Origin of the sequence: Leucobacter insecticola (genome assembly GCF_011382965.1) — a bacterium.
Taxonomy (GTDB): Bacteria; Actinomycetota; Actinomycetes; order Actinomycetales; family Microbacteriaceae; genus Leucobacter; species Leucobacter insecticola.
The window spans coordinates 1,583,726-1,607,950 of sequence record NZ_CP049934.1; the positions used below are offsets into that span (position 1 = coordinate 1,583,726).

The 24,225-nt window shown below is 61.3% G+C and carries 22 protein-coding genes and 1 pseudogene; 8 read left to right on the forward strand and 15 right to left on the reverse strand.

The window, feature by feature from the left end:
• Nucleotides 1–40: 40 nt before the first annotated feature.
• The 6 genes from G7067_RS07300 to G7067_RS07325 all read left to right on the forward strand — a co-directional run bounded on the left by G7067_RS07300 (nt 41) and on the right by G7067_RS07325 (nt 7,072).
• Nucleotides 41–1,330, forward strand: coding sequence for an ATP-binding protein (locus G7067_RS07300; protein ID WP_166323135.1), 1,290 nt, complete (start codon nt 41–43; stop codon nt 1,328–1,330).
• Nucleotides 1,331–1,456: 126 nt separating this feature from the next.
• On the forward strand, nt 1,457–1,648 hold the full coding sequence (locus G7067_RS07305; RefSeq protein ID WP_166323137.1) for a type II toxin-antitoxin system VapB family antitoxin: 192 nt from the start codon (nt 1,457–1,459) through the stop codon (nt 1,646–1,648).
• 190 nt (nt 1,649–1,838) lie between these two features.
• Complete coding sequence (locus G7067_RS14245) at nt 1,839–2,039, forward strand: hypothetical protein (RefSeq protein WP_244300996.1); 201 nt, start codon at nt 1,839–1,841, stop codon at nt 2,037–2,039.
• A 63-nt stretch (nt 2,040–2,102) separates the two neighbouring features.
• Nucleotides 2,103–4,838 (forward strand): TM0106 family RecB-like putative nuclease, encoded by a 2,736-nt coding sequence (locus G7067_RS07315; protein ID WP_166323139.1) that lies wholly within the window; start codon nt 2,103–2,105, stop codon nt 4,836–4,838.
• Between the two features lie 44 nt (nt 4,839–4,882).
• The gene (locus G7067_RS14875) at nt 4,883–5,824 is read left to right on the forward strand and encodes a DEAD/DEAH box helicase (RefSeq protein WP_166323141.1); all 942 of its coding nucleotides are present in this window, start codon (nt 4,883–4,885) and stop codon (nt 5,822–5,824) included.
• Between the two features lie 9 nt (nt 5,825–5,833).
• Complete coding sequence (locus G7067_RS07325; protein WP_166323143.1) at nt 5,834–7,072, forward strand: pyridoxal phosphate-dependent aminotransferase; 1,239 nt, start codon at nt 5,834–5,836, stop codon at nt 7,070–7,072.
• Here G7067_RS07325 and G7067_RS07330 read toward each other — a convergent pair.
• The 3 genes from G7067_RS07330 to G7067_RS07340 are packed head-to-tail and all read right to left on the reverse strand — an operon-like array spanning nt 7,057 to nt 10,304.
• Nucleotides 7,057–8,199 (reverse strand): Zn-dependent alcohol dehydrogenase, encoded by a 1,143-nt coding sequence (locus G7067_RS07330; RefSeq protein WP_166323145.1) that lies wholly within the window; start codon nt 8,197–8,199, stop codon nt 7,057–7,059. The genes G7067_RS07325 and G7067_RS07330 overlap by 16 nt on opposite strands.
• 21 nt (nt 8,200–8,220) lie before the next feature.
• Nucleotides 8,221–8,823, reverse strand: coding sequence for a DUF3156 family protein (locus G7067_RS07335; protein WP_166323147.1), 603 nt, complete (start codon nt 8,821–8,823; stop codon nt 8,221–8,223).
• On the reverse strand, nt 8,820–10,304 hold the full coding sequence (locus G7067_RS07340) for an APC family permease (protein ID WP_166323149.1): 1,485 nt from the start codon (nt 10,302–10,304) through the stop codon (nt 8,820–8,822). Before G7067_RS07340 ends, G7067_RS07335 begins: the two co-directional genes overlap by 4 nt.
• A gap of 302 nt (nt 10,305–10,606) precedes the next feature.
• Here G7067_RS07340 and G7067_RS07345 point away from each other — a divergent pair, with 302 nt between their 5' ends.
• On the forward strand, nt 10,607–12,346 hold the full coding sequence (locus tag G7067_RS07345) for an amidohydrolase (protein WP_166323151.1): 1,740 nt from the start codon (nt 10,607–10,609) through the stop codon (nt 12,344–12,346).
• Here G7067_RS07345 and G7067_RS07350 read toward each other — a convergent pair.
• From G7067_RS07350 to ald, 6 genes are all read right to left on the reverse strand, one after another.
• On the reverse strand, nt 12,316–12,918 hold the full coding sequence (locus G7067_RS07350) for a helix-turn-helix transcriptional regulator (RefSeq protein ID WP_166323153.1): 603 nt from the start codon (nt 12,916–12,918) through the stop codon (nt 12,316–12,318). The two genes, G7067_RS07345 and G7067_RS07350, sit on opposite strands and share 31 nt — an antisense overlap.
• Nucleotides 12,918–13,304 (reverse strand): AraC-like ligand-binding domain-containing protein, encoded by a 387-nt coding sequence (locus tag G7067_RS07355; protein WP_166323155.1) that lies wholly within the window; start codon nt 13,302–13,304, stop codon nt 12,918–12,920. The genes G7067_RS07350 and G7067_RS07355 overlap by 1 nt, the downstream gene beginning before the upstream one ends.
• A 124-nt stretch (nt 13,305–13,428) precedes the next feature.
• Nucleotides 13,429–14,175 carry a PucR family transcriptional regulator gene (locus tag G7067_RS07360; protein WP_166323157.1) on the reverse strand — a complete coding sequence of 249 codons (747 nt, stop codon included), beginning with the start codon at nt 14,173–14,175 and terminating at the stop codon, nt 13,429–13,431.
• Between the two features lie 232 nt (nt 14,176–14,407).
• Nucleotides 14,408–15,013, reverse strand: coding sequence for a hypothetical protein (locus G7067_RS07365; RefSeq protein ID WP_166323159.1), 606 nt, complete (start codon nt 15,011–15,013; stop codon nt 14,408–14,410).
• A gap of 4 nt (nt 15,014–15,017) precedes the next feature.
• Nucleotides 15,018–15,485 (reverse strand): hypothetical protein, encoded by a 468-nt coding sequence (locus G7067_RS07370; protein WP_166323161.1) that lies wholly within the window; start codon nt 15,483–15,485, stop codon nt 15,018–15,020.
• Nucleotides 15,486–16,037: 552 nt separating this feature from the next.
• Complete coding sequence (ald, locus tag G7067_RS07375) at nt 16,038–17,165, reverse strand: alanine dehydrogenase (RefSeq protein WP_166323163.1); 1,128 nt, start codon at nt 17,163–17,165, stop codon at nt 16,038–16,040.
• Nucleotides 17,166–17,354: 189 nt separating this feature from the next.
• Here ald and G7067_RS07380 point away from each other — a divergent pair, with 189 nt between their 5' ends.
• A complete protein-coding gene (locus tag G7067_RS07380; RefSeq protein WP_166323165.1) occupies nt 17,355–17,846 on the forward strand; it encodes an Lrp/AsnC family transcriptional regulator in 492 nt (163 codons plus the stop codon).
• Here G7067_RS07380 and G7067_RS07385 read toward each other — a convergent pair.
• The 6 genes and pseudogenes from G7067_RS07385 to G7067_RS07405 all read right to left on the reverse strand — a co-directional run bounded on the left by G7067_RS07385 (nt 17,816) and on the right by G7067_RS07405 (nt 24,202).
• A complete protein-coding gene (locus G7067_RS07385; protein ID WP_244300997.1) occupies nt 17,816–19,381 on the reverse strand; it encodes a PucR family transcriptional regulator in 1,566 nt (521 codons plus the stop codon). The two genes, G7067_RS07380 and G7067_RS07385, sit on opposite strands and share 31 nt — an antisense overlap.
• Nucleotides 19,378–20,415, reverse strand: a complete 1,038-nt coding sequence (locus tag G7067_RS07390) for an S-methyl thiohydantoin desulfurase domain-containing protein (protein ID WP_166323167.1) — start codon at nt 20,413–20,415, stop codon at nt 19,378–19,380. The genes G7067_RS07385 and G7067_RS07390 overlap by 4 nt, the downstream gene beginning before the upstream one ends.
• A gap of 19 nt (nt 20,416–20,434) precedes the next feature.
• The gene (locus G7067_RS07395) at nt 20,435–21,550 is read right to left on the reverse strand and encodes a DUF917 domain-containing protein (RefSeq protein WP_166323169.1); all 1,116 of its coding nucleotides are present in this window, start codon (nt 21,548–21,550) and stop codon (nt 20,435–20,437) included.
• Nucleotides 21,547–22,242, reverse strand: coding sequence for a DUF917 domain-containing protein (locus G7067_RS14880; RefSeq protein ID WP_341872882.1), 696 nt, complete (start codon nt 22,240–22,242; stop codon nt 21,547–21,549). Before G7067_RS14880 ends, G7067_RS07395 begins: the two co-directional genes overlap by 4 nt.
• Nucleotides 22,222–22,652: pseudogene (locus G7067_RS14885) on the reverse strand (S-methyl thiohydantoin desulfurase domain-containing protein); the annotation flags it as partial. The gene G7067_RS14880 and the pseudogene G7067_RS14885, both read right to left, overlap by 21 nt.
• The gene (locus tag G7067_RS07405; protein ID WP_166323171.1) at nt 22,649–24,202 is read right to left on the reverse strand and encodes a hydantoinase/oxoprolinase N-terminal domain-containing protein; all 1,554 of its coding nucleotides are present in this window, start codon (nt 24,200–24,202) and stop codon (nt 22,649–22,651) included. The pseudogene G7067_RS14885 and the gene G7067_RS07405, both read right to left, overlap by 4 nt.
• Nucleotides 24,203–24,225 lie beyond the last annotated feature (23 nt).

Below are 24,225 nucleotides of genomic sequence, written 5' to 3' on the forward strand. Positions count from 1 at the left end.
GCTCTCGTGTGCGACCCCGGTTTTCTGGCATGATCTGATCATGGCACGCATTCACATTCGCGAATTTCATGACGACGATCTCGACGCGGTGGTGCGTCTGTGGTGGGAAGCGCGCACCTCTGCCGAACAGCCCGTGTACTCACTTGCGGAGGTGACTGCTTCCTGTCGCGAAGACCACGCGGTGGTTGCCGTGCGCGATGACCAGGTTGTCGCCGCCGCGGTGGGGCGTGCCGCACACGCGCAGGGCTGGGTGGTGTTCTTCGGGATCGATGAGGATGCACGATCCGAGAATGTCTCCGGCGCACTGTTTGATGCGCTTGAGCGGCGGATGGCGCCGCTCGGTCTGTCGACACTTTCCGTGTTGATGCCCGAGGGGAGCCGCCTCGAACTCCTGACCTCCAACGGTTTTGATACCCGTCACAGTCTGCGCTACCTCGAACGGCAGATGCCGGTGCAGCGACGAGAGCTTGACCTCCTGAAAGAGGTCGGTGGGCGGGTGCTGCCGCGCCACCTGTGGGGCAACGTCGCGGGGATGCGGCACGAGAAGCAACTCCTTGAGGAGCGGCTGGTAGCGCCGCTCGCACAGCCGGATCTGGCGGATCGCTACGGAGTTGTGCCGCCGCGCGCGGTCATGCTGTTTGGCCCGCCCGGCACCGGCAAGACCACATTTGCAAAGGCGGTGGCATCGCGTCTTGATTGGCCGTTTGTGGAGGTGTTTCCCTCGCGCCTCGGCGACGGTGCTACGGGCATGGCGGCAGCGCTGCGCGAAACCTTTGAGCAGATCGTGCAGCTTGAGCACGCCGTGGTGTTTATCGACGAGGTGGAAGAAATTGCGTCGCAGCGTCGCGGGGATCCGCCCTCGCCCACACAGGGGGTGACGAATGAGCTGCTGAAGATTGTCGCTGAGTTTCGCGATCGCGAGGGGCTGCTGCTGGTTTGCGCGACGAACTTTGTGCGTGCCCTCGACGCGGCGTTTTTGCGGCACGGGCGTTTTGACTATGTCTTGCCGATTGGGCTGCCGGACGATGAAGCGAGAAACGCGATCTGGCGACGCTATGTTCCGGCCGAGATCGCCCAAGACGTCGACTTTCCGAGGCTGGTCGCAGAGAGTGCAGGGCTGACGCCCGCCGACATTGAGTATGCGGCACGTCGCGCGTCTCAGGATGCACTTGCTCGCGCCCTCCGCGCCGGCGTGCGGCAGAGCGATGACGCCGCCGCGGAGCTCGAAACAGCCGATTATCTCGCTGCGCTCGGGGTGACCCGCGCGACCGTCTCAGCCGAGGAGCAGAGTGCCTTCCTTGAAGATATCGAGGCGCTTGCGCGGTTGTGATCGCTCGGAGCGGCCGGTGTGCTGAATCGGCTGGGCGTGTTTTGATGCTTGTAGTTTGCGTTCTCCGAACGTAGCGTGGAAATATGCATCATGTGATGCATGTTTTGGAGCTGTGGCGGTGGTGTTATGCGCACGACGGTGACGGTCGATGATCGGCTGTTGGAAGAGGCTATCCGGTTGACCGGCATCTCTGAGACATCCGCGCTGGTGCGAGCGAGCCTGGAGCGCGTAGTGGAGCTTGAACACGCGCGTCGGCTTGCAGCACTCGGCGGGAGTGATCCTGGGGCGACTGTGCCTCCGCGTTCAAGGGCGGCATAGCTTTTGATTCTGGTCGATACCTCGGTGTGGATTGATCATTTGCATTGCACAGATCAGCGGCTCGTGGAATTGCTCGAACTCGGAAACGTGTGCACTCACCCACTCATCATCGAAGAACTTGCGGTGTTGTAACCTTGCTGATCGTGAACCGTTCCTCGACGCTTTGTTCGGACTGCGGGAGCTCCGGGCCGTGAGCCATTTCGAGCTTCTTGCCTTCGTAAACAGTTCCCAGCTGTGGGGGAAAGGGCTCAACGTCATCGACGCCCACGTGCTTGCCGCCACGTTGGTGACCACGGGAACCCTGTTGTGGACTCGCGATAAGCGACTCCGCGCATTTGCGAACGAGCGTTCCGTTGGGTTTGATGAGAACCTTCCATCTGCTGGACGCTGAATGTCCGAGGTCTGGCCTACTCTGTTGATTACGGCAGATCGCCGGTAGACGGGAGGCGCAGCAGTGTTTCTGCAGCACAATAGCGAGGGCAGCATCCGGCTCGTGACCAGCGCGAGCGATCTCACCGCTGCGAGCGCGTGCGAGTTCGCATTCCTGAGGCGAGCCGATGTGAAGTTCGGTCGCAACGTTGAGGTTCCGGCCGATGACGACCCGATGCTGCGTCGTGCCGCGAAGCTGGGCGACGCGCACGAGGATCGGGTGCTGCAGGAGTATCGCCGCGAGTTTGGGGCGGGAACGGCGGGGCAGCCGGGGGGAGTAACCGAGATCCCGCGCCCGGCCTCGATGCGGGAGACCGATCTTATTGCCGTGGCAAAACAGACTCAGGCCGCGTTTGCGGGCGGTGCTGACATCGTGTTTCAAGCGACATTCTTTGATCCGGCGCAGCGGCCCGCGGATCCCGTGACGAGTGACCCCGAGATCGGTTTCATCGGTTTCGCCGATTTCCTACAGCGCATGCCTGATGGTGCATACGAGGTGCAAGATACGAAGCTCGCCAGGCGCGCCAAGGTCTCGGCGCTGATGCAACTCGCTGCTTATGCCGAGCAGCTTGAACGCGTCGGCGTGCCGGTCTCACCCGAGGCGGTGCTGATACTGGGAGATGGGGCGAGGTCGCGTCACCGGATCGCCGACATCGCTCCGGTGTTTCGGCAGCGGCGGTCCAGGCTACACGAGATCCTGCTGGATCGTGCCCGCGCTGTCGGGGCAGACGGCACCCGTGCGAGCGCCGCACCGATAGTGTGGGGCGCGGAGGGGATTGCCGCCTGCGGTCGCTGCGAAGTGTGTGCGCCAGAGATCGAGCGCACGCGCGATCCTCTGCTCATTGCGGGGATCCGGCGCACCCAGCGTGACGCGCTTGTGGCCGCGGGGTACGACACCATCGACGCGGTCGCGGGGCTCAATCGAAGCGGTGGCGAGGCTGATGATCAGCAGCTCCCGATCCACGAATGCGTCATCCTTGAGCCCGAACTCCCAGCAATCCCGGGAGTGAGCGAGCAGGTGCTTGAGCGACTGAGCGCTCAGGCGCAGATGCAGCTTGCCGCGGTTCAGGGAGAGGCTCCGCCGGTTCGCGTGTTTGATCCTGCGGCGCTTGCCGCGATCCCGCAGCCCAACCCTGGTGACCTGTTTTTCGACTTCGAGGGCGACCCGATGTACCGCGAACCGGGAGAAACCGGGGCTGCTCGCTGGGGCATCGATTATCTCTTTGGCCTGGTCGATCTGCACGAGCAGTTCACCGCGCTCTGGGCGCACACACTCGTGGCTGAGAAGCAGGCGCTGATCGATTTTCTCGAGCTTGTGCGTGCGCGTCGCGCACAGTACCCGGCCATGAAGATTTACCACTATGCGTCATACGAACGCACCCACCTGCTTAGTCTCGCCGTCCGGCACGGGGTCGGCGAGGGCGAGGTTGATCAGCTGCTTCGCGAGCACGTGTTCGTTGACCTCTACCCGATCGTGCGGCGGGCTCTGCGCGTGGGATCGAACTCCTACTCCATCAAGAAGCTGGAACCGCTCTACATGGGGTCCGAGCTGCGCGACGAATCCGGGGTCACAAGCGCCGCCCAATCCGTCACCGAGTACGCCGAGGCGATGGCGCAGATCAATGCGGAAGATCCCGAAACCAGAGCAGAAGGGCAGCGCCGTCTCGACGCGATCGCTGACTACAACCGCTACGACTGTGTCTCGACGCTGCGGCTGCGTGATTGGCTGCTCTCGCTCGCCAGCGCACACCAGGTCGCCCCCTACCCGCCAGAGGCGGTTACCGAAGCAGAAACGCCAGATCTGGAACTCAGCACCGTCGCGGGCGCCCTTGCCATGCACGCAGCGATTGCGACGGAACCGCGAGACCGAAAGGCAGCCGCGCTCGCCGCAAGCGCAATCGACTATCATCAGCGCGAACAGAAGTCATTTTGGTGGGCGCATTTTGCGCGGCTCACCGACCCCATCGAGGACTGGGCAGAGACCCGCGACGTGATGGTGATCGACTGGGATCTCACCACGGTCGTCGAGAACTGGTTCTTGCCGCCGCGGGCGCGGTCTGAACGACGCCACATCCGGTTGCGGGGAGAGATCTCGCCAGGGAGCTCGCTGAAACCCGGCAGCGACGCCTTCCTGCTCTACGAGTATCCGTCGCCGTTTCCCCAGCACGGTGCGGTGCCGGGATCTCGCGGTGCCAGGCGCGTGAAAATTGCCGAACGATTCGATGACGGAGTGACCGTCGAAGAGGTGTTGAGCGGTGACATGAACAGATATGACGCGCTTCCCGTAGCCCTCGTTCCCGGTGCACCACCTCGCGCTGGCGCTCAGAAAGGGGCGATTGAAGAGTGGGGCGCCCTGCTTGCGCAGTCCCTGGACCGGGGGAGTTTTCCCAGCGATCCCGTAGTGGATCTGCTTCGTCGCACTCCGCCGCGATTCTCGGTGCGTGGTGGTCTCGCCGCGCTGAGCGCTGAACATGATGACCCAATCGCCCTGGTGACTGCGGCGCTCCGGCACCTTGATCGCAGCTATCTCGCGGTGCAGGGGCCACCTGGCACAGGGAAGACCTATCTCGCGGCGCACGTTATCAAGACGCTGGTCGAAGATCACGGCTGGCGGATCGGCGTTGTTGCGCAGTCGCACCGCGTCGTCGAAAACGTGCTTGACGGAGTGGTTCGGGCTGGCCTCGATCCCACGCGCGTCGGAAAGGTGCCGCAGGGCGGCAGTCTGGCGGAGGGGCTCCTCGGCCCGGCTACACGGTCCTGAAGAAGAACGGGCACTCACTGTTTCTGGATAACCATGCGAGCCGAATGGGCGGTCGTCCCGGTGCCGGCCGCGACGGTGCCGGCTGCGTGCTTGGCGGCACGGCTTGGGATTTCTCAAACGAGGCGCGGGTGCGGCGTGCCGAGCTTGACCTGCTTGTCATCGACGAGGCTGGGCAGTTTTCGTTGGCGCCCACTATCGCCTCCTCGGTCGCCGCGAAACGCCTGTTGCTGCTGGGGGATCCGCAGCAGTTGCCGCAGGTGTCGCAGGGCAGCCACCCTGAACCCGTCGACACTTCCGCCCTGGGCTGGTTGCTCGGCGATCACGACACGATGCCAGAGAATCTCGGTGTCTTCCTTGCCGAGACCCGGCGCATGCGGCCGGAGCTCGCTTCGGTGGTGTCGGCGCTCGCCTACGAGGGTCGGCTGCACGCGCACCCCACGGCTTCGCTGCGCGAGGTTGTCGGTGCAGGATCCGCTGGCCTTCTCTGGCATCCCGTGGCTCACCACGGCAATTCGACGAGCTCGCGAGAAGAGGCAGCGGAGGTCGTGCGCATCGCGCAGAGCGCGCTGAGTGGCACGGTCCATGAGCCTGGGGAAAACCCGCGTAAGCTCACTCAGCACGACCTTATCGTCGTCGCGCCTTACAATGCGCAGGTTGAGTGCGTTGCCGAAACGCTCGCCGAGGCGGGGCTCGGTGAGGTGAGAGTCGGCACCGTCGACAAGTTTCAAGGGCAGGAAGCCGTGATCGCAATCGTGACTCTCGCTGCTTCCAGTGCGGAAGACGTGCCGCGCGGGCTCGAGTTCTTGCTGATGCGCAATCGACTCAACGTCGCCATCAGCCGCGCACAGTGGGCGGCGCATCTGGTGTCATCGGACCGTCTCGGCGATGGTCTCCCAACGAGCTCTGAAGGGTTGGCGGCACTCTCAGGCTATCTGCGGCTAACCGAGCGCGGCCGAAGCTCGGCAATGAGCGGGGCTGTTGGGTAGCGTAGAGACATGGTAAAACCTGGTGGACCTTTCAAGACCCCTCCGTCGAGGACGTTGGATTCGACGTTCGACGCGCTGACGCCCCTGACCGTGTCAAGGCGCTCCCACATCCCGGCCTTTGAAGTGATGCGCATCACCGACGAGATCGCGAAGCGCCGCGCCGCCGGGCACGACGTTGTCTCCTTGTGCGCGGGAGAGCCGAGCGCGCGGCCCGCGCCCGGCACGCTGAAACCGGCCGGCTACACCGGCCCGCTCGGCACGATGCCGCTGCGGGAAGCGATAGCGGGACACTACCTGGACTGGTACGGCACCGAGGTCGATCCGGGGCGCGTGGCCGTCACGACCGGATCCTCAGGCGCGTTCCAGCTGGTGTTTCTGGCGGCCTTTGACCCGGGGGATCGGGTCGCGCTGGTGAGCCCCGGGTACCCGGCTTACCGCAATATCCTGACGGCGCTCGGAGTTGAGGTCGTGGAGATTCCGACAGGATCGGCAACTCGCTACCAACCGACCCCCGCGCTCCTTGACGCCGCCGTGGCGGAGCACGGAGAACTCGCCGGGCTCGTCATCGCGTCACCGGCGAACCCGACCGGTACCATGCTGCGACGCGAAGAATTGACGGAGCTCGCCGATTGGTGCCGCACACACCGCGTCCGTTTGATCAGTGACGAGATTTACCACGGCATCACCTTCCCCGATCCCGGATCCCCTGATCCCCGTGGAATCAGTGCATTATCGCTTGACTCCGAAGCGATCGTCATCAACTCGTTCTCGAAGTACTGGGGAATGACCGGCTGGCGGCTCGGCTGGGCGATTCTGCCAGAAGAGCTCATTGCGCCGATGGAAGCGCTCGCCTCCAATTTTGCACTGTCGCCGCCCGCCCCTGCACAGGAACTCGCGCTAACCGCGTTCACGCCCGAGAGCTACGCGGAACGTGATGCGGTCGTTGCCGGTTTTGCGCGTGCGCGTGCACTCATTCTCGACGCCGCCCCGCAGCTTGCTTGGGGCGAGGCAGCGCCCTCAGACGGGGCGTTCTACTACTACTCCGAACTCGGCCCGCAGCTCGAGCGTTTCGAGAGTTCAACGGCGTACGCGCAAGCGCTACTTGAACACGCCAACGTTGCCGTTGTACCCGGAAACGATTTCGACCCGGTGGCGGGTAGCCGAGCTGTGCGGTTGTCTTACGCTGCTGGGGAGTCCGCGGTGGCGGAGGCCCTCGAGCGGGTTATTCGGTTTCAGAACGCGGGGTAGTCAGGCGACAGGTCATACTCGATGACACTTCGGATCCCTCGCCCCTGACGCATCTCCGCAAAGGCGTCGTTGACCTGATCGAGCCTAATGCGATCGGTGACCATCGAGTCCAGATCGATGCGGCCTTCCATGTATAGATCGATGATCTTTGGGAAGTCAATCGACTGGCGGCTCGACCCGTAATTTGATCCGATGAGTTTCTTTTCTTGATCGCTCATGACAAATGGATCAATTGAGATCTTGACTCCGTCGGCGACCTGTCCGACGACGACCGCGGTTCCTCCGCGTCGCGCGGCCTCGTAGCATGCCTCGATCGTGAAGGGCAGCCCGATCGCTTCAAAGGCGTAGTCCACGCCGCGGCCGTTGGTGAGGGCGCGAACGGTCTCCACCAGGTCGGCGCTTCGGCTATTGATGGTGTGAGTCGCGCCGAACGTCCGCCCAAGCTCAAGTTTTTCGTCGCTGACGTCAGCAACGATGATCTGCTTCGCACCCGCGAGACGCGCCCCTTGGACCACGTTCAAACCAACGCCGCCGCAGCCAACAACGAGCACTGTGCTTCCGGGCTCAACTTTCGCAGTATTGGTGACAGCCCCGATTCCCGTGGTGACCGCGCAACCGACCAGGGCGGCCTGCGCGAGCGGCGCATCTTTGCGGATCTTGATCGCCGCAGAGGCGGGCACCATTGCGTGATCTCCAAAAGAACCAACAGCAAGGAAACTCTTGACCGGACTTGTTTCATCGGAGAGTCTTGTCTTGCCGTCGAAAAATACGTGCTGGTATGCAGTCTCGTTTGCCAGCTGGCAGAGGACCGGGTTTCCGGAGACGCAGTACTCGCACTTTTGGCACGACGGTGTCCACGAAAGGATCACGTGATCGCCGACTGCGAGTTCTGTGACATCGGCACCGAGCGCCACGATGACCCCCGCGCCCTCGTGGCCTAGTACCAGGGGTGCTGGTGTATCCCAATCGCCGTCGAGTGCGTGGAGATCGCTGTGGCACACACCCGACGCGGCCATCTTGACGAGTACCTCGCCGGGTCCCGGAGTGGAATCAATTGTGAGTTCCCGCACGACGAGCGGCTGCTGGGCGCCGACAAATACGGCTGCTTGGACAGTGAGTGAGGACATACTGATTTCCTTTCTGCCAGCTCAAGGGCTGGAGGAGTGGGGTTTCGAGTGGGTGAGGCCCCTGACAGCGCGAATGAGTTCGAGGATTCGCTCGGGCTCGCCAGGTGGGAAAGCGGTCGCCTTAAACACGGGTGGGATCAGCACCCACACGAAGGAGCCACCCATGGGACTGAGTGTGAGTCTCTTGCCGGAGTTCTTCGTCGTGGCGATGCTCGCGCGGACGAGATCGATACCGGCTAGGTGAGATGCTGTGGCCCGATTGAGTCGGTCCACAGCGCACTCGGAGTGCGCAGATACACGTCCTGCGACGAACCGTCCGCCTCGCTGCGTGCCACGATGGGTGAGCGACACTGTCGCCGGAACGTCTGTCGTGTCAGGCAGAACCGTGGATATCGTGCACGCATATACGCGAGAGAAGACGTAGTTGCCGGGATCGTAGCTGAATACGATTTCGATTCCGTCTTTGGTGCGGACGGTCACCGTTGTCCGATCAGTTCCTTGCACACTGCCAAAATGTTCTGCGGTGCTTCGCAGTGCGCGCCTCGCGCGGTCAACGATCGGACCATCTCCTGCAAGCGGGTGTCGCTTGTGCCGGCGCGGCGCTAAGGGGTTCGCAGTGGTCATCGGCGTCCCGACTCCTGATGCGGCGCGATCTTGGCGTTGTGCTGCGTCGTCTGCGGCTGCTCTGCGATGTCTTCATCAATAATGCCCTCGTAGTCTTCCCCCATGCTCTCGGACCGGATGATGATGTTGCTTTGGGTATGGGTGAGATCCGTCGGGGTAAAGAGAGGCAGTCGATTCCGTTTCAGCCAGATCACGGCAAATAGTGCGATAGCTGCGAGGATGACCGCCGCACTTCCCCAAATAACGAGTCGCTGTTCGAGCTCGGGCACGATAAACACGATGAGATAACCGCAGGAGGCGATGCCGAGAACCTGGGGAAGCGGGTACAGGGGAGTCTTGAACGGTCGCCGCGCGCTCGGGTAGCGTCGGCGCAGTACTATCACGTCGACCTGGGCGATGATATAGCTGATGAGCCACGTGGTACAAGCGATGCTAATGAGGTTGAGGATGAGCTCGATTCCGCCTTGGCTGAAGGTCGAATAGAGCAGCACAGCCCCCATGCAGAATGCGGTGACGAGCATGCCCGCCCAAGGCACACGAGAGCGTTTGCTTACCCGCGCAAACCACTTCGGGAGGAGACCCTCATTCGCAAGTCCATACAGCATTCGAGGGATCGCCGCGAGGTAGGAGTTCCCCGTCGAGAACGAAGCAAAGATTGTGACGAGTGTCATGATGAGGCCGCCGGCACCGCCAAAGATCGCAGTTGCGCCGACTACGTGAGGGATCGAGGAAGCCGCCATTTCACCGAGATCGGCGTAGCGGCTTGCACCCCAGCCGAAAAGCACATCGACCAGGAAGATGGTTGAGACGCCGATGATCATGGCCATCGGGATGGTCTTCCATGGCCGCTTTACTTCTTCTGCCAGCGGGGCAACGAACTCCATGCCGATGTAGAGCCAGATTGCGACCGCCCCCATGGAGGCAAGGGTGCTCCAATCTGTGTTCAGCAGTGAATTGTCCACCGGTGACTGGCTCGTGAAGCCGAATACCCCGGCGAGACCCATCACAGCAAGGATCCCCATCATCCCGAAGACGACGGGAATCTGAACGCGAGCGAAGATATCGACACCGGAAATGTTGAGGGTGAGCAGAACGCCGAGAAGCAAAAACGAGAAAGCCGCAGCGGGGAAGCCTGTGAGTGATTCGAAGGAATCACCTGCCACAAGGAGCTGCGTGCCTCCGTCTGCGGAGACCAAGACGAGGTAGCCCCCGAGTACCGCGAGGATTGCAGGGAGCCGGCCGAGCGCGGGAAGTGTGTACTCTCCCACCATCCCGCCTCCGGGGAGCATCGATGCGAGTTCACCGTATGAAATCGCCACCATAATGATGATGATCAGCCCGATGAACGCTGGGATAGCGAAAGCGAGGCCGCCCGTTCCAAAACCGTTTCCCAGAGACACCATGGCGGTTCCTGAGACGACGAGCCCGGTTGAGGCTGCGTACGCAGCCCCGAATCCGAGGCTTCGTTTGAGTTTCGTCATTTGTCAGCTCCTTTGCATATGACTGGAAGTCGCACCTGTAACCAGCTTGCGTGCTTGTCACGAACCCTGCATTCGACTAAATGTCGATTTTTTCGTTTCTACTCAACATAGTGAGGGATTGAGATCCTCGAGCAGCGCGTCAAATAGGCAAATCAACTTGACTTTTATGGACAATCTGTCGAGGTGAGGACTCTGCGTTTTTGGTTCGTAGTTGTGCGGTTTTCGCACAGAAATCGCGTGTCTGGGGCGGCAGAATCGTGTGCACGTGGTGCGATGACGTATCAAGCTCAAGGGAGAGACAGATGCAGAACATTGGACAAGAACGAGGCCGAGCAACGGTGTTTACCGACGGGCGAGTTGTTACGATGCGGCCGGACAACGCAGTTCACGAGTCCGTAGTCATGATAGACGGCCGCGTCGTGGGTACCGGCTCAGAAGAGCAGATGCTGGCGCTCGCGGGTAGCGGGGCGGAGCGAGTGTCGTTGTCGGGGCGGACGCTCATGCCCGGAATCATTGACACACACCCGCACCTGTTGAGTTGGGCGGCGTTCAGGCACTCGGTGGTCGACCTGTTCGACTGCCGCGACTGGAATGACATTCTTGCTCGCATTGAGGCGGCGGTCGCGCGTGCTCCGAAAGGGGAATGGATTCGGTGTTCGCCGGTCGGGGAACCGCACTACTTCGTACGTCGATCTTGGCGGGATCTGGCAGAGGGAGAGCTTCCAGTTCGCGACATCCTTGATGCGGTCGCGCCGGACCACCCGGTATGGATTCAAGCTTGGGCCCCCGTTAACCCGAATACGACGGTGTTCAATACTCGTGGGCTGAATGCGATCCAAGTCTCTCGGAACACCCCCGATCGCATAGGAAACGTCTACCTTGAGAAAGATCGCTTGGGCGAACCCACCGGTCGTTTCTCCGGTGCAGTCAACAATTACTACAACAATGAACCTTGGTGGGATTCAGTTCTCGCTCGAATCTCAGGTGTCACGGGTGCCGACTTTATGGAGGGCGCAATTGACGGGATGCGGGCCGCGAACGCGCTTGGCGTTACGAGTGTGTTTGAAGGTCACATGATGGACTTTCCGACCATTGATGTGTACCGGCAGCATCGCGCCGCGGGGACATTGAGCGTTCGGGTGCTGTGCACTCCCGATGGTGAGCCTCATGGCCTTCCTGACTCAGTGGCACTGAGCGAGGAAGAACTTGGTGACCGGCTCCGAGGTCTCTACGCACTCCAAGAACGCACGGACGACTTTTTTAGAGTCGAAGGGCTATTGCTTACTCGGGGAGGCCCGCTGGGTCCGGGGCAGCAGATCTTTGAGCGAAACTATCGCAACGGCTACGGGGCGTGGACGAACGGTATCGAGTGGCTTCCGGAGTGGAAGGGGCAGTTCATGGCCGACTTCGCCGCAGAACGCGGTATGCGGCTCAACGTGATCTCCGTTGCAGATCGTGAACACGAGACGACGCTGCGTCAAATCCACGAGGCAGAACGCCGGTTCGGATCGACGATCGAGCAGAACTACATCCTGCAGCACGCCTACACTCTGAGCGAAGCGCATGGTCGTCGATTCCGTGACCAGGGCTTTGACATCACAACATCAATGTCGTTTTCGTTTTTCAAGCAGCACACCTATTGGGAACGCATGGGGTCCCAGGTGCTGCGTGATCTGATCCCGCTCAGACGCGAGCTGGATCTCGGTTTTGATGTCTCCTGCGGCTCCGACTGGGGTCCAGAAAACGTGTGGGAGCACATAGCCCTGGCCGAGACGCACGACAGTGTGTGGGGCGGAAACAACGGAGGTCCCGCGCAACGGATCTCGCGACTCGAATCACTTGCAACCTGGACACGGAATGGTGCGAAGGTGATGCGTTGGGAAGGAATCGGCTCTCTGCAGCCTGGGCACCACGCCGATCTGATTGTCGTCGATCGTGACCCGTTGACTTGCAGCAACGAGGAACTCAAGGAAACGCAGGTGCAACTGACAATGCTGGGTGGGAAGGCGGTCTACAGCGATGGCACCGTTGGATCGAAGTAGTGCTCACGTTTGCGCCACTGTGACGGAGTCTCGCCGAAAATGTGCTGGAACGCACGGGAAAATGCCGAAGCGTTCACGAACCCCCACGAACTTGCTACGTCAGAGACGGAAAGGTGCTGAAATCTCGGGTCCGCGAGATCCTCACGCACGCGTGTGAGGCGTCGCTCTCGGATCCACGCGTTCATCGTGGTGCCGCGCTGCTGAAAGACGGCCTGCGCATACCGAAGCGAGACGAAGTTTGCGTCTGCAATCGCCTTTGGAGACAAATAGTGATCTCTGAGATGTTCACAGATATAGCCATTGAGCTGACGAAACACTCGTTCGCTTGAGGGCTGTTTGCCGGGTTGCAGCGTCTGTAGCTCAGCGATCAGTCGTGTTGCAGCGAGTTCCGTAAAGTTCCGCATCAGCCGAGGGCCGATGGCACTGCGCAGGGTTGCGGGCTCATTGAGAAACGGGTCGATCAGTGACGTGAGGCAGCTGCCCACCGGATCAGAGGCATCGACGCGGGTTCCGGCGATCGGTTCGAGTGTGGTTCGTGGCGCATCAAACCGGTATTCAGGGACAAACACCATCAGCGTTTCGACTTCTTTGGGGAACAGCCATTCGTAGGGGTATCTGAGTGTATAAGAGTCATGTCACCTGGCGTAAGCTGCGTGCGTTGCTCGCCGTAGCGTAAGTGACTATCTCCGCTGATTTGAAAGATGAGAACGAAATGAGAGCCGCCGGTCGTGCTCGTGTGTGCCTTCGTTCGCCGGGCGATGTGATTGCGCGCGGCGACTCGGATGCGGTGCGCGCTGCTCTGGTCGATCACGGTGCGGGCGAGTTCCCCCGCGAAGGCTGTGTCTGCCTGCGGCATGCCGACCGCGTGAAATTCGGGTCGTGATCCCCAAATGAGCCGTTTCCAATCGGGCAAGTTCTCGGCGACGCCGCTCGCCTGCTCAAACAACGTTGTTGGCATCTTGTCACCCTGTGTGTCTGGTGTGGTCGTTAGTGGCGCGAGATATCACTTGGCCGGTGTTCAGCATTGAACCCTAAGCCCATGCTATCTCCGGCAGTGTCCGTGCGCTAGGCGCTGCGTCATGCTATCCCTGGTAGTAACGGAGGGCGACCGCGAGTTCTGCACGGGCTTGAAAATCGTCAAGATCCGCACCTGTCAGTGTTGCGATTTGTTCAAGCCGATTGCTCAGGGTGTGGCGGTGTATCCCCAGCTCTCTGGACGCTGGCAGCTGTCGCCCGTGATATTTGAGCCATACTCGAAGCGTGTCGAGGAGCGAGACCTCGTGGCTAGGGGCGCTCCTCGCAAGCGGCCCCAACAGACGTCTCGCCACGTGCGCCGCGTTTGAGGTATCAATCAGATCTGTCACTCCATCGCGCCAGATCTCAGGGAACGCGGTTACTCCCATGGTGCCCCGACGCATTCCAAACTCCGCCGCCTTGCTTGCTTCCTCGAGTGCGAGTTCAAGCCCCTCCCATCTATTGCATAGCGACTGACCGAGAGCGAATGCGAATGGTGAAAGTTCTTCGACGAGACGAGTCGCGTGCTCCTCTGCAACGAGGAGCGCCGCATCGCCACGGTACTGTGCAAAGAAGAACGGGATGTCTTCTGCGGCGTGCACTGATTCCAGCGCGGGCATCAACCCTGAGGAATCGAACTGCTGAGGAATTCCAACCAGCGCGATGAGCGGTGGTGCGGGCAAAGGACCCCAGACGCTTTCAACAATGTGGCGCGTCACGGAGATGTTCCCAGACAGCAAGAGTTGCAGGAGGGCTTCCCTGAGCGTGGTGTGCAGAGTGGCGAGTGCTTGGTTCTGCTCCAATGAAACACTCACCAGCGCCAGCACACTCGAGAGCACGTTTCTCGAGAGGTCATCAAATCCTCGGCTGAGAGTCAAAACGAGTACGCCACTCGGGTCTCCAGGCTCCCCAAAAGCTGAAGCACTGCTTCCACTTCTGGGGTCACCTGAGCTGAACGAAAACGTTGGACGCTTTCGAGTGTGCTTTGCACGATGGGGGCAAGCTCCGCCTCACTCACCCTCGGGCCGTCGGGAGCCTCCACCACTGTTACTGGGCGTCCCAGGGGATCGTAAAGGGCAACGCCGCAGCCGAGTTGGCGCGCCGTTTCGCGCAGAGTCGCATTGAGGCCGTCACGACGAGTCGCAGCGTTTGCGATTGCCTTCTGGGCGCGGAGCGATCTGGTGTACCGCTCTGTTTGGTCCCGCTGAAGGACACGTGCTGCTTCCTGTAGGAGATCCATAAATGAAATCTCGTACGGCACGTCGAACAGGATAAGGCCGTGTCGAATGCACGCGAGCGCGAGTTCGTGGGGACTCCTTTATGCAGGACATCGCTTCCGAACCCGATCCCAATGACGCCGTGGGCCGCCACGAGCGCCGCGTAGTCATCGTAGAGTCGCTCGAGCCGTTCGGACGGTACTCTGACCTCTGCCACTGCGGGATCCGCCGCATGAACAACTGGGAATTGCCATCCGAGCGTCAGGATCACCTCTGCCGGCCCCAGAAAAGGAGTCGGATCAATCATGTCTGTGGCGTGGAGCCACTCAAATTCTTGGTCGAAGGCGTGCTTGTCTGAGGTCTCTTCGTCTTCGCCGACAATGAACCTGAGGTGAAGGGAAGGGTTCTGTAGCAGTTTGCGAAGTGTGAGGGACACGTCCCTATGCTATGTGTACAGGCGTCCCCGAGGTGACTCCGGTGCGGCGCTGGAATGCTTCCGAGGTGAGTGGAGACGCAACATCGTTTCCGAAACCGAGTGCCACGACAACGGCTTGTTCGCTGCCACCGAGACTCAGGATCACGCCGCTCACGGCCTCAGCAAGCGGGCCCTCAAGACCTGCCACAACTCGGGCAGTGGCAGAGCTCACCGCGCGAGCGAGAGCCGCGGGGTCCCGCGCGGCCTCATCGACTTCTGAGCGAGCATATGTCACGCTGTCACCCGATACGGCCTCGGCGATGACCTGGGTGTCGCTGCAGCGCACATGCACCTCGAGCACGCTGCTCTTGGAAGCAGGAGTCACGGTAAACGGCAACGGCACGCCGGTGAGGGCAGGGTCCTGGCCCGCCTCGCCGTGACTTCCGTGGTCGTGATCGGGTGTCGCTCCGCCGAACGAGAACTTTAAATCCATGTGTACGACACTAGCCGCAATGCCGTTCGGTTGCTCGGAGCTGACGGGAGCCGAGACGCTCCTTCGGCACCGCCCGTTCTTGCCTACCCGTCAAAGGACCGCCCTTTGGCCGCGGGACCCCTTACTTCCGTGGCGAAGCGGGTGATTATGGGGTCCAGCGGTGAATGGGCGGTCAACTCACGCCTTGCTTCAGAGACCTCTCCAACGTCTCCGAGCATGTGAGACCCGACCAAAGGGCGGTATCCCAGGTGTTGTTGCGAGTCGTAAGCAGGTTGAGGTGACGGTCTCATGCGTGGTGATGCCTTCAGGGGACGTCGAGCCCCTGGACGGTCGTCGTTCTCGTGTTTGACACACTTGTGGGTGGTCATCGTGGGCCTTACCGACATGGCGGCCGACGAGGGGCGTGCAAGGGCGCAGCGTATGACCGCGGAAGACAATCACCAGGCCTAGGCACTTGGGTCCACAATGTTACAGAAGCTGACAAAGCACCAGGCCGCTGCCCGGCTCTGAAGAGCAGCGAGCAGCGGCCTGGTGTGAACCGCGGGGTGGAGCTTACGCCTGTGCGGCCAGAACCTCTTCGACGGTGGTCGAGGGGAGATCGGTGAATGCGTGTGCGACACCGGCGTTCGTGATGACGCCGTTGTGTGCATTCAGGCCCTTTGCGAGCGAGGGATCAGCCTTCAGCGCCTCAACCCAGCCCTTGTCGGCAAGTGCGACGACGTAGGGGAGTGTTGCGTTGGTGAGCGCCGCGGTGGAGGTCTCGGGGACCGCGCCGGGCATGTTGGCCACGCAGTAGTAGATCGAGTTGTGTACCTCGAAGGTGGGATCGTCGTGCGTGGTCGGGCGCGAGTTCTCGAAGCAGCCGCCCTGGTCGATTGCGATGTCGACGAGCACGGAGCCCGGCTTCATCTGCGCAACCATTTCGTCGGTGACGAGCTTCGGAGCCTTCTCGCCGGGGATGAGCACGGAGCCGATCACCAGATCGGCTTCCTTCAGTGCCTCGGTGATGTTGTGTGCGTTCGAGGTGCGGGTCTGGATGCGCCCGTTGAACTCGTCCTCCAGCTGCTTCAGGCGCGGGATGAAGATATCGATGACGGTCACCTCAGCGCCCATGCCGTAGGCGATACGAGCGGCCTGCTCGCCGGCAGCACCGCCACCAATCACAACCACCTTGCCGCGACGCGTTGCGGTGACACCACCGAGCAGAATGCCGCGGCCACCGTTGGCCTTCATGAGGCTGTAGGCGCCCACCTGCACGGAGAGACGGCCAGCAACCTCGGACATGGGGGCAAGCAGCGGCAGGCCGCGGCTGGGAAGCTGCACGGTCTCGTAGGCGATGGCGGTTGTGCCAGACTCGAGCACCTTCTCGGTAAGGGTCTTCTCGGCGGCGAGGTGCAAGTAGGTGAAGAGCACCTGATCCTTGCGGAGCTTGCTGTACTCGGCAGCGATGGGCTCCTTGACCTTCAGGATCATGTCAGAATCTGCCCAGACCTGGTCCGCGCCTTCGACGATCTTCGCGCCCGCCGCGATGTACTCAGCGTCGGTGATGGCGGATCCGAGTCCGGCACCGGCCTGGACAAGGACCTCGTGACCGCGACGAGCAAGCTCGTAGACGCCGGCCTGCGTGATCGCCACGCGGTTCTCGTTGTTTTTGATTTCGGTGGGAATGCCGACGCGCATGATGTGCTCCTGATGAAGTCGCGGAATGGGATCTGTGCCGTTTCCCGCGGCGCTGCGGGCATGCGCCGTGCGCTGCCGCGAGGATAACGTACTGATTATGCAGTATATTCGAGTTCTATACTGAAACGCTGAATTCTCTTCGGAATCAGTCGTTTTGGGTGTTACGTTTCAAGTGTAAGGGGGTTTTTGGTGTCCGAAGCTTCGAAGAATCTGCGCCCGGAGGCTGAGCTGGACGAGATCGACCGGAAGATCGTGGAAGAGTTGCAGGCGAACGGCCGGATCACCAATGCCGAGCTAGCCGAGCGAGTGGGGGTTGCTGCTTCCACCTGCATTGCCCGGGTTCGGAGTCTTGTCTCCAAGCGCATCATCACCGGCTTTACCGCCACCGTTGATCCGCGGGCGATGGGACTTGAGCTGCAAGTACTCGTGAGTGTCACTGTGCGATCGGGCGCGCGTCAGCGTATTGCTGAGATGAGCGACGAGTTGCGGGCATTGCCTGAGGTGATGCAGCTGTTCTTTCTGGGTGGTGTCGAAGATTTCATTATCCATCTCGCCGCAAGAGACTCGGATCACGTCCGTGACTTTGTGATGGAGCATCTATCAGCGCATCCTGCGGTGTCATCCACCCGCACCAGTATTGTCTTTAGTCATCACCTGAACCCGGTGCGGTCGGAGGCCTGAACCCCTGAAGCTGCATCCCTGGCTGCCATGATCGCCCGACAGGCAAGGTGCAGAGCGAGGCGGGAGTCAGAAGACGAGAGGTCGATCCCGATGAGCTCCTGGGCTCGCTGCACGCGGGTCGAGACGGTGTTCCGATGAAGCCTGAGCGCGTCCGCCGTGGCCTGAATCGAGGACTCGTGGTCTAGGAAAACTGAGAGTGTTTTCAGCAGTTCTGGTGCCGTACTCAGCAGGGGGGCGAGCATTGACTCGGCGGCAGGCAGGAAGGTGTCGTTTCCGGTCCACGCAAGGAGTAGCTGTTCAAGTCCGAGTGTGTCGACGCGCACGAGGTAACCGGAGCTCGAACGAGAAACCGCGATTTTTGCGGCGTCGGAGGCCTCGCTGAGTGTGCGAGTGAGACCAGATTCGCTGCTCTGGAGTGAGCCTATGCCGAGTGCAACATCACGGGTCAGGCGGAGACGTTGAAGCACGCCATGCAGTGCATTGGCACAATCTTCCACCTGACTCGCCCTGGGCGGTTCAGCGAAACTCAGCCACCCCAACACGCTTTGGCTGCTGGGTACCGCGTGCGATTCGACTGAGATCCCGGTGAGTTCGTGGGCGACAGCGTGGTGAAGGCCGACTGGGTCAACTCGAAATCTCGGGGTGAACTGGAACCCAAGGTGGTAACCGGCCGTGCGCCAGCCGCGCTCACCCATGCGCCGCTGTACCTCTTGATCGCGGGCACCCCTCAGATCGATAAAGTCGCGGAGTAAATCCGCGGACGCCGAAGCGTCGTTGACGGAGGCAAGATCATCGATGAGGATGCGTGCTGCAACGGCGGGCATCATGATTTCTGCGGCGGTTGACAGAGCCCGTAATTGGACGTCGCCAATCCCGGACCCAAAGACAACCAGCCTTAGCCCTCGTCGGGTTGAGCTATCCACACGTACCGAGGCCGCTGCCTCGTTTCCAACGCGGGCGGAGCTGATCCAAGGAGCAAAATCGATACCTTCATGTAACGCCCGGGCAAGCTCTCCCCCCGCCTGCTGAACAACGCCATTTGCGTCGATGAGCGCAATATTGTGGCCGATGGCCGCGCGCAGGTGCGCGAGCAAACCGGCGAGGTCTTTAGCGGGGTACTCGAATGCTTGCGCGACCTTTCGTACGTAGTCGAGGGTAAGCGCGTCCCGCGCCTGCTGCAATTGCCAACACGCTCGAACCAGCTCCACCGGGCGTGTGGTGGAGAGCAAGGTTACGCCCAACCTGGCCGCGAGCTTGCAGGTACCCGCCCCGGCAGTTTCTGCAGCGGGTGCCGCGAGCGCTGAGAACCCCCGGTCGCTGACGCGACGCAGAAGAGAGTCCTGCTGCCAAATTGTGCTGGGGAAAGGTGCAGTGTGGACAAGGAGGCCATGACCGGCTTGCTCACCACCGTCGACGGTGACTTCGTTCCATTCGCCCTCTGCTGGCCCCGCCACGTGTTTGAGTTCGCCGTTGTCAGGGTGGGAGAGTAACGACGCGAGATCGGTGGAATTTCGAGCAACGGACGGAGGAATCACTGTTCCGGGTCCAATCCTGAGAGACCATAAGTGGAAGGCAACAGCTTGCCCGCGCGTCCGGGTTGTGAACGCCACCACCGATCGGCAGGCAGTGTCAAAATGGCGACGTGGCGATTCTCTCGCAGCTCGGAAGCCTCGATGATCTCCCGCGAGCGCACGTCAATTGCGACGATGTAATCGGGCGCCGTTGACACAAGGACACCATCCGTCAGCACGGCAAGGTACTCGGAACGTGCGACAACGCGCAACACCGTTCGGTCCATGCAGCCGATCTCTGCCGAGTACACATGCGGGTCCCGGTTGTCTTTGGTGAGGTCGAGGATCCGTCCCTGCCCAACGATGATCGCACCAATCAGTGCAGCGAGCGCCTCAATGGGCTCATCGATGGTCTCTGCGAGTGCCGCACCGATGTGGCGCGACCGCTCAAGGTGGCCGTGCAAGGAATGCCTAATGAGGTCTCCGGCGGTGAATCCTGCGAATACCACCGGCCCGGCACCACCAGCCTGAATCATCGCGGTACGCATCAGGCGGTCGACATCTTCGGCTCGCTCCGATTGAGTAAGTGACACACCGCCCGCGCCGGTACTGCAGACGGCAAACACTCCGGGAACGTGATCAATGTACAAGCTCGTGCGGTCGACCGTCGGCACGGCGCGGCCGCTGCAGTCAGCATCGATAATCTTCCGGTCCGGAGCGAACAGAAAAGGGGTGAGCGCATTTAGGCCGCCGGCCTCAAATGAGCACGCGGCTTCGAGGTGATGTCCAAGCCACTGCTCCGCGACCGAGATCAGCGGCTCGAAAGCGTTGAGCCCAGGTAGCCTCTCCTGAAGTAGCAGCGTTGATCCAGCGAACGCCGGAGCAAAACAAGGGGTTTTGGGGTCGAGCTCATGTGGTAGCCACGCTTGCAACGAGTCCGCAAAGGAATCTCGCACCATGAGTTCGGTGAGCCAAGGGGAACCGCCTCCGCCTGAACCGCAGAAGGAAGCTCCCGATGCGAGCAGCGGAAGGTCTCCCGCGGAAAGGAGCAGAGGCATGTCTATAAGCGTAGGCGACTTATGCTCTGGAAATCACGATTCCACCGAGATGCTCGACCGGCACGAAAGCCCGATCCAACCCAAAAGCGCTCGGCCCAAACGTTTCGAGAGCGCCGGGGGAACGCATGAGTTCTGGGGTTGAGATGCCGAGCACCCGCACTCGTTGACCATAGCGCAGGCCCTCCGTGGTGATCGGCTCAGCTGTCTCATGGTCGACGACACAGATGAGATCGGGCACGATCGCGAGCAATTCGTTTCCGCGGCAAGCGGTGAGGTTCTCGTTTTGGAATGCGATTTCAAGCGGTGGACCAGCCCCATCGAGGCTCTCAATCAGTGCACGGCCCCGGGCGAAGCCCTGTGTTGTACGACGCTCAACGTCAATAACTTTGCCAAGGTGCAATTCGCGCACTTCGGAATACAGCGTCTTCGCAAGCGTTTCAGCGATTGCTGCGAACGGTGAGCGGTGCTGCTCGCGGGCTTCTCGGATCGCGCCGCCGATGTTGCGGGCCATCGAGAGGGTGCGCGGCACCGCAGTGCGACGGACATCGGCGCCGGTCATTGCGTACTCGGCGATGTGGGCTACTCCGCCGAGGCGAATTGTTATGGCGCGCGCAAACGACTCCATCTGCCGATTGTCAGCTCCGGTATCGATGATGACGTGTTCGCCCCGTTCTCCAGCGAGGGCCAGCGGAGAGCCGTTCACACCATACACGGCAAACGTCTCCATCGAGAGCTCGGGGAACGCTCGTCCCATGCCGTCGGCATCAATCACGGGAAGACCAGATTCAGCGGCGACGATGAGCGGGATCATTGAGTTGATCCCTCCACATTCGATGGGCATTGTGGCTTCTGCGGTACGCCCGAGGTGCGCCTCAAGCGTCCGTAGTGCCGCCAGGGGCTCCGTGCCCGCCGGGATCTTCTCGATCATCACGGTCGGTGCGCCCATTTGCGCTGTCGGAATTACAAAGAGATCGTCTGCGATTTCGTCAGGGTCAAGGACCGTGATGCTGCGGTCGCCGAGTACTTGCGTGACGAGCATCTGGCCGATGTAAGGGTCACCGCCGCCTCCTGTGCCCAGCAGCGTCGCGCCGCGCGCGAGGTCAGGCAGGTCCGCGGCGGTGAGTGTCCAGCTCAATTCGCCTCCCTCGTCTCTGCGGTGGGGGAAGCTGGACGCACTGTTCCGTCGAATCGGTGCGGATCGAGGTCATAGCCGAAGTAGCGCGGGCCCACCATGCTGATTGCGGCGGGGGAATGCCATCGCTCGTCGGCCGGAGAGGTGATGACACGCACGCGTTGGCCATAGCGCAGCCCCTCGGTGGTCACCGGTTCGCCGCTTTCATGCTCGAGCACCATGATGAGGTCGGGGGTGGTAGTGAGTACTTGTCCGTTGAGCTCAGCGACGAGGTGCTCGTTCTGGAAAGAGATTGTGAGCGTATCGTCCCCCTCCGAAATAGTTGCCCGGCCGCGGGCAAACCCGCTCGTTGTGGCTCGTTCAACGTCGGTGACTTTGCCACCAAAGATCGCTCGCCCACCGAGTAGCCCAATCACCTTTTCAACCGGGTCGACTTTGGCAACGCGCGCGTCAACGATCGCCCGGCCGACGTTGGCGCACAGGGTGAGCGAGTCTCGCACGAGTGCCTGTTTCGCGGTGGCCCCAGACATATGGAAGCCGGAGAGCATGATTGAGCACCCCATTTCAACAGCGGCGACACGGATGATGCGCTCGCCCCAGGCATTGTTGATTGTGCGCAGCACGCCAACGTTGCCCTTTTCGTCGGAGTAGGCGAGAGGCGAAGCGGAGACGCCGTAGAGCGTAGGAAGTACCATCTGCAGCTCAGGGAAGGCGCGGCCCATGCCATCGCCATCGATCAGAGGAAGCCCGAGCGCGGCTGCGGCGGCGATGGGGATCGTCGAGTTTACGCCGCCGATCTCAATGCACATGATGTGAGTAATGGGGCTGCCATAGTGTTCGCTCAGCTCGTGCACTGGCCGAATAACCTCGTCGAGGCTCGGCAACTTTTCGATCATTACCGTCGGAGCCCGAGCATCGATACGTTTGCGACGATCGCGTCGTCGGGAACCTCATCGAGAGAGACCACAGTAACGTCACCGTGTCGTCGCAATGCTTCCTTAGCGAGCAAGCCGCCGACGTAGGGATCACCGCCGCCACCTGTGCCGAGCGTCGCTGATCCCCGCGCGATATCGTCAATATCACTGACTGTGATTGTCCAACTCACCGCGCCGCCTCCATGCTGAGATCGCCGACAGCCTTGACACGGATCCGGGTGGCGTTGCCTGGCAAATAGGGAATCGGTACCTCATCAAAGTCGATAATTGTTACGGAGCTGGGCTTCGCACCTGCAGCAACTGCCTTCTCAATGGCCTCTGCGCGCACGGCGGTGATGGTGTGTTCTCGCTGACCGGGAGCAACCGAGTACACCTTGTCGATTTCACCACCGACCTGCGCGATGGACGCGCCAATCGCGTTCGCGACCGCGTAATTCTCTGGCTTTGATACGGTGCCAAATAGAGGTAGCTCGTCAGGCAGAAGTAGGGATCCACCGCCAACCGCGACGACGGGGATGGGGTCGGGGGATGTCCGCATGCGATCTACAGCTTCGGCGACACGCTCGGCGATTCGGTCGAGTACCCGCGCCACGAAGGTGGGGTCGAGATGAGCCACTTGAGAACGGTCTCCAATGTCTGCACGGCCCGCTGCGACCGCAATGTCCGTCGCAGTGAGTGTTGATCCTCCGAATACGAGAGCCTCAGAAGACAGTCGGTAGCCAACTGACTCGGGCCCGACCTCGGCGGTCTGCTCGTTGACGATGCTGCCCCCACCGATCCCGAGAGAGAGCACATCTGGCATACGAAAGTTGGTTCGTACGCCCGCGACCTTTACCTCGTTGGCGGTCTCTCGTGGGAAGCCGTTGATGAGCAGTCCAACATCGGTCGTTGTGCCACCCACATCGATGACGGCGCAGGTTGTGAGCCCGCTCGTGAGCGCAGCACCGCGCATCGAATTCGTTGGACCGGAAGCAAATGTCGCAACGGGGTAGCTGCGCACGTAGTCCTCGTCCATGAGCGTCCCGTCATTCTGGCTGAGAAAGATCGGGGCCTCGATGCCTTCCGCTCGAACTGCGGCGGTGAGCCCGTCAACGATTTCCGAAGCGAGCTCGCGTAACGCTGCGTTGATGACGGTCGCGTTTTCTCTCTCGAGTAGGCCGATCCGTCCGATTTCGTAGGACAGCGAAATGGCGACGTCGTCCCCAAGAACTTCGCGGATGATCTCAGCAGCGGCGACCTCTAGATCGTGGTTCACTGGGCTAAAGACAGAGGAGATCGCGACTGATCGGATACCGTGTTCGCGCATGTCTGCCGCATGAGCCCGGAGCTCGTCAACGTCGATCGGGCTGATTGGGCGTCCGTCGAATTCATAGCCGCCATGGGCCAAGTAGCTTCGTGCGTTGATCGCGGCGACAAGCTCTTCTGGCCAATCAATGAGCGGCGGCAGTGCCTGCGTCGCGGGAAGACCGAGCCGAAGCGCCGCGGTCGGTGCGAGCCGCTTCGCCTGGACGAGTGCGTTGATGAAGTGTGTGGTCCCGATCATTACCGCGGTGATTTCGGAGCCCGCAAACCTGTGCTTCTCGCGTAGACCCGAGATCGCTTGGACTATACCTTCCGTTACGTCGGGTGTTGTCGTGTGCTTTATCCCGACCAGGGTTTGGGTGCCGTCCATAAGGACTGCGTCCGTGTTGGTGCCACCGACGTCTATCCCGATATGCATGTTGATCGCTTCCTTGTGAATAG

What these genes read in the sequence shown, in the direction of transcription:
- G7067_RS07300 (WP_166323135.1), top strand. Translation starts at nt 41, where the DNA reads ATGGCACGCATTCACATTCGCGAATTTCATGACGACGATCTCGACGCG.
- G7067_RS07305 (WP_166323137.1), top strand. Translation starts at nt 1,457, where the DNA reads ATGCGCACGACGGTGACGGTCGATGATCGGCTGTTGGAAGAGGCTATC.
- G7067_RS14875 (WP_166323141.1), top strand. Translation starts at nt 4,883, where the DNA reads ATGGGCGGTCGTCCCGGTGCCGGCCGCGACGGTGCCGGCTGCGTGCTT.
- G7067_RS07325 (WP_166323143.1), top strand. Translation starts at nt 5,834, where the DNA reads ATGGTAAAACCTGGTGGACCTTTCAAGACCCCTCCGTCGAGGACGTTG.
- G7067_RS07330 (WP_166323145.1), bottom strand. Translation starts at nt 8,199, where the DNA reads ATGTCCTCACTCACTGTCCAAGCAGCCGTATTTGTCGGCGCCCAGCAG.
- G7067_RS07335 (WP_166323147.1), bottom strand. Translation starts at nt 8,823, where the DNA reads ATGACCACTGCGAACCCCTTAGCGCCGCGCCGGCACAAGCGACACCCG.
- G7067_RS07340 (WP_166323149.1), bottom strand. Translation starts at nt 10,304, where the DNA reads ATGACGAAACTCAAACGAAGCCTCGGATTCGGGGCTGCGTACGCAGCC.
- G7067_RS07345 (WP_166323151.1), top strand. Translation starts at nt 10,607, where the DNA reads ATGCAGAACATTGGACAAGAACGAGGCCGAGCAACGGTGTTTACCGAC.
- G7067_RS07350 (WP_166323153.1), bottom strand. Translation starts at nt 12,918, where the DNA reads ATGGTGTTTGTCCCTGAATACCGGTTTGATGCGCCACGAACCACACTC.
- G7067_RS07355 (WP_166323155.1), bottom strand. Translation starts at nt 13,304, where the DNA reads ATGCCAACAACGTTGTTTGAGCAGGCGAGCGGCGTCGCCGAGAACTTG.
- G7067_RS07370 (WP_166323161.1), bottom strand. Translation starts at nt 15,485, where the DNA reads ATGGATTTAAAGTTCTCGTTCGGCGGAGCGACACCCGATCACGACCAC.
- ald (WP_166323163.1), bottom strand. Translation starts at nt 17,165, where the DNA reads ATGCGCGTCGGCATTCCCACCGAAATCAAAAACAACGAGAACCGCGTG.
- G7067_RS07390 (WP_166323167.1), bottom strand. Translation starts at nt 20,415, where the DNA reads ATGCCTCTGCTCCTTTCCGCGGGAGACCTTCCGCTGCTCGCATCGGGA.
- G7067_RS14880 (WP_341872882.1), bottom strand. Translation starts at nt 22,242, where the DNA reads ATGGTACTTCCTACGCTCTACGGCGTCTCCGCTTCGCCTCTCGCCTAC.
- G7067_RS07405 (WP_166323171.1), bottom strand. Translation starts at nt 24,202, where the DNA reads ATGCATATCGGGATAGACGTCGGTGGCACCAACACGGACGCAGTCCTT.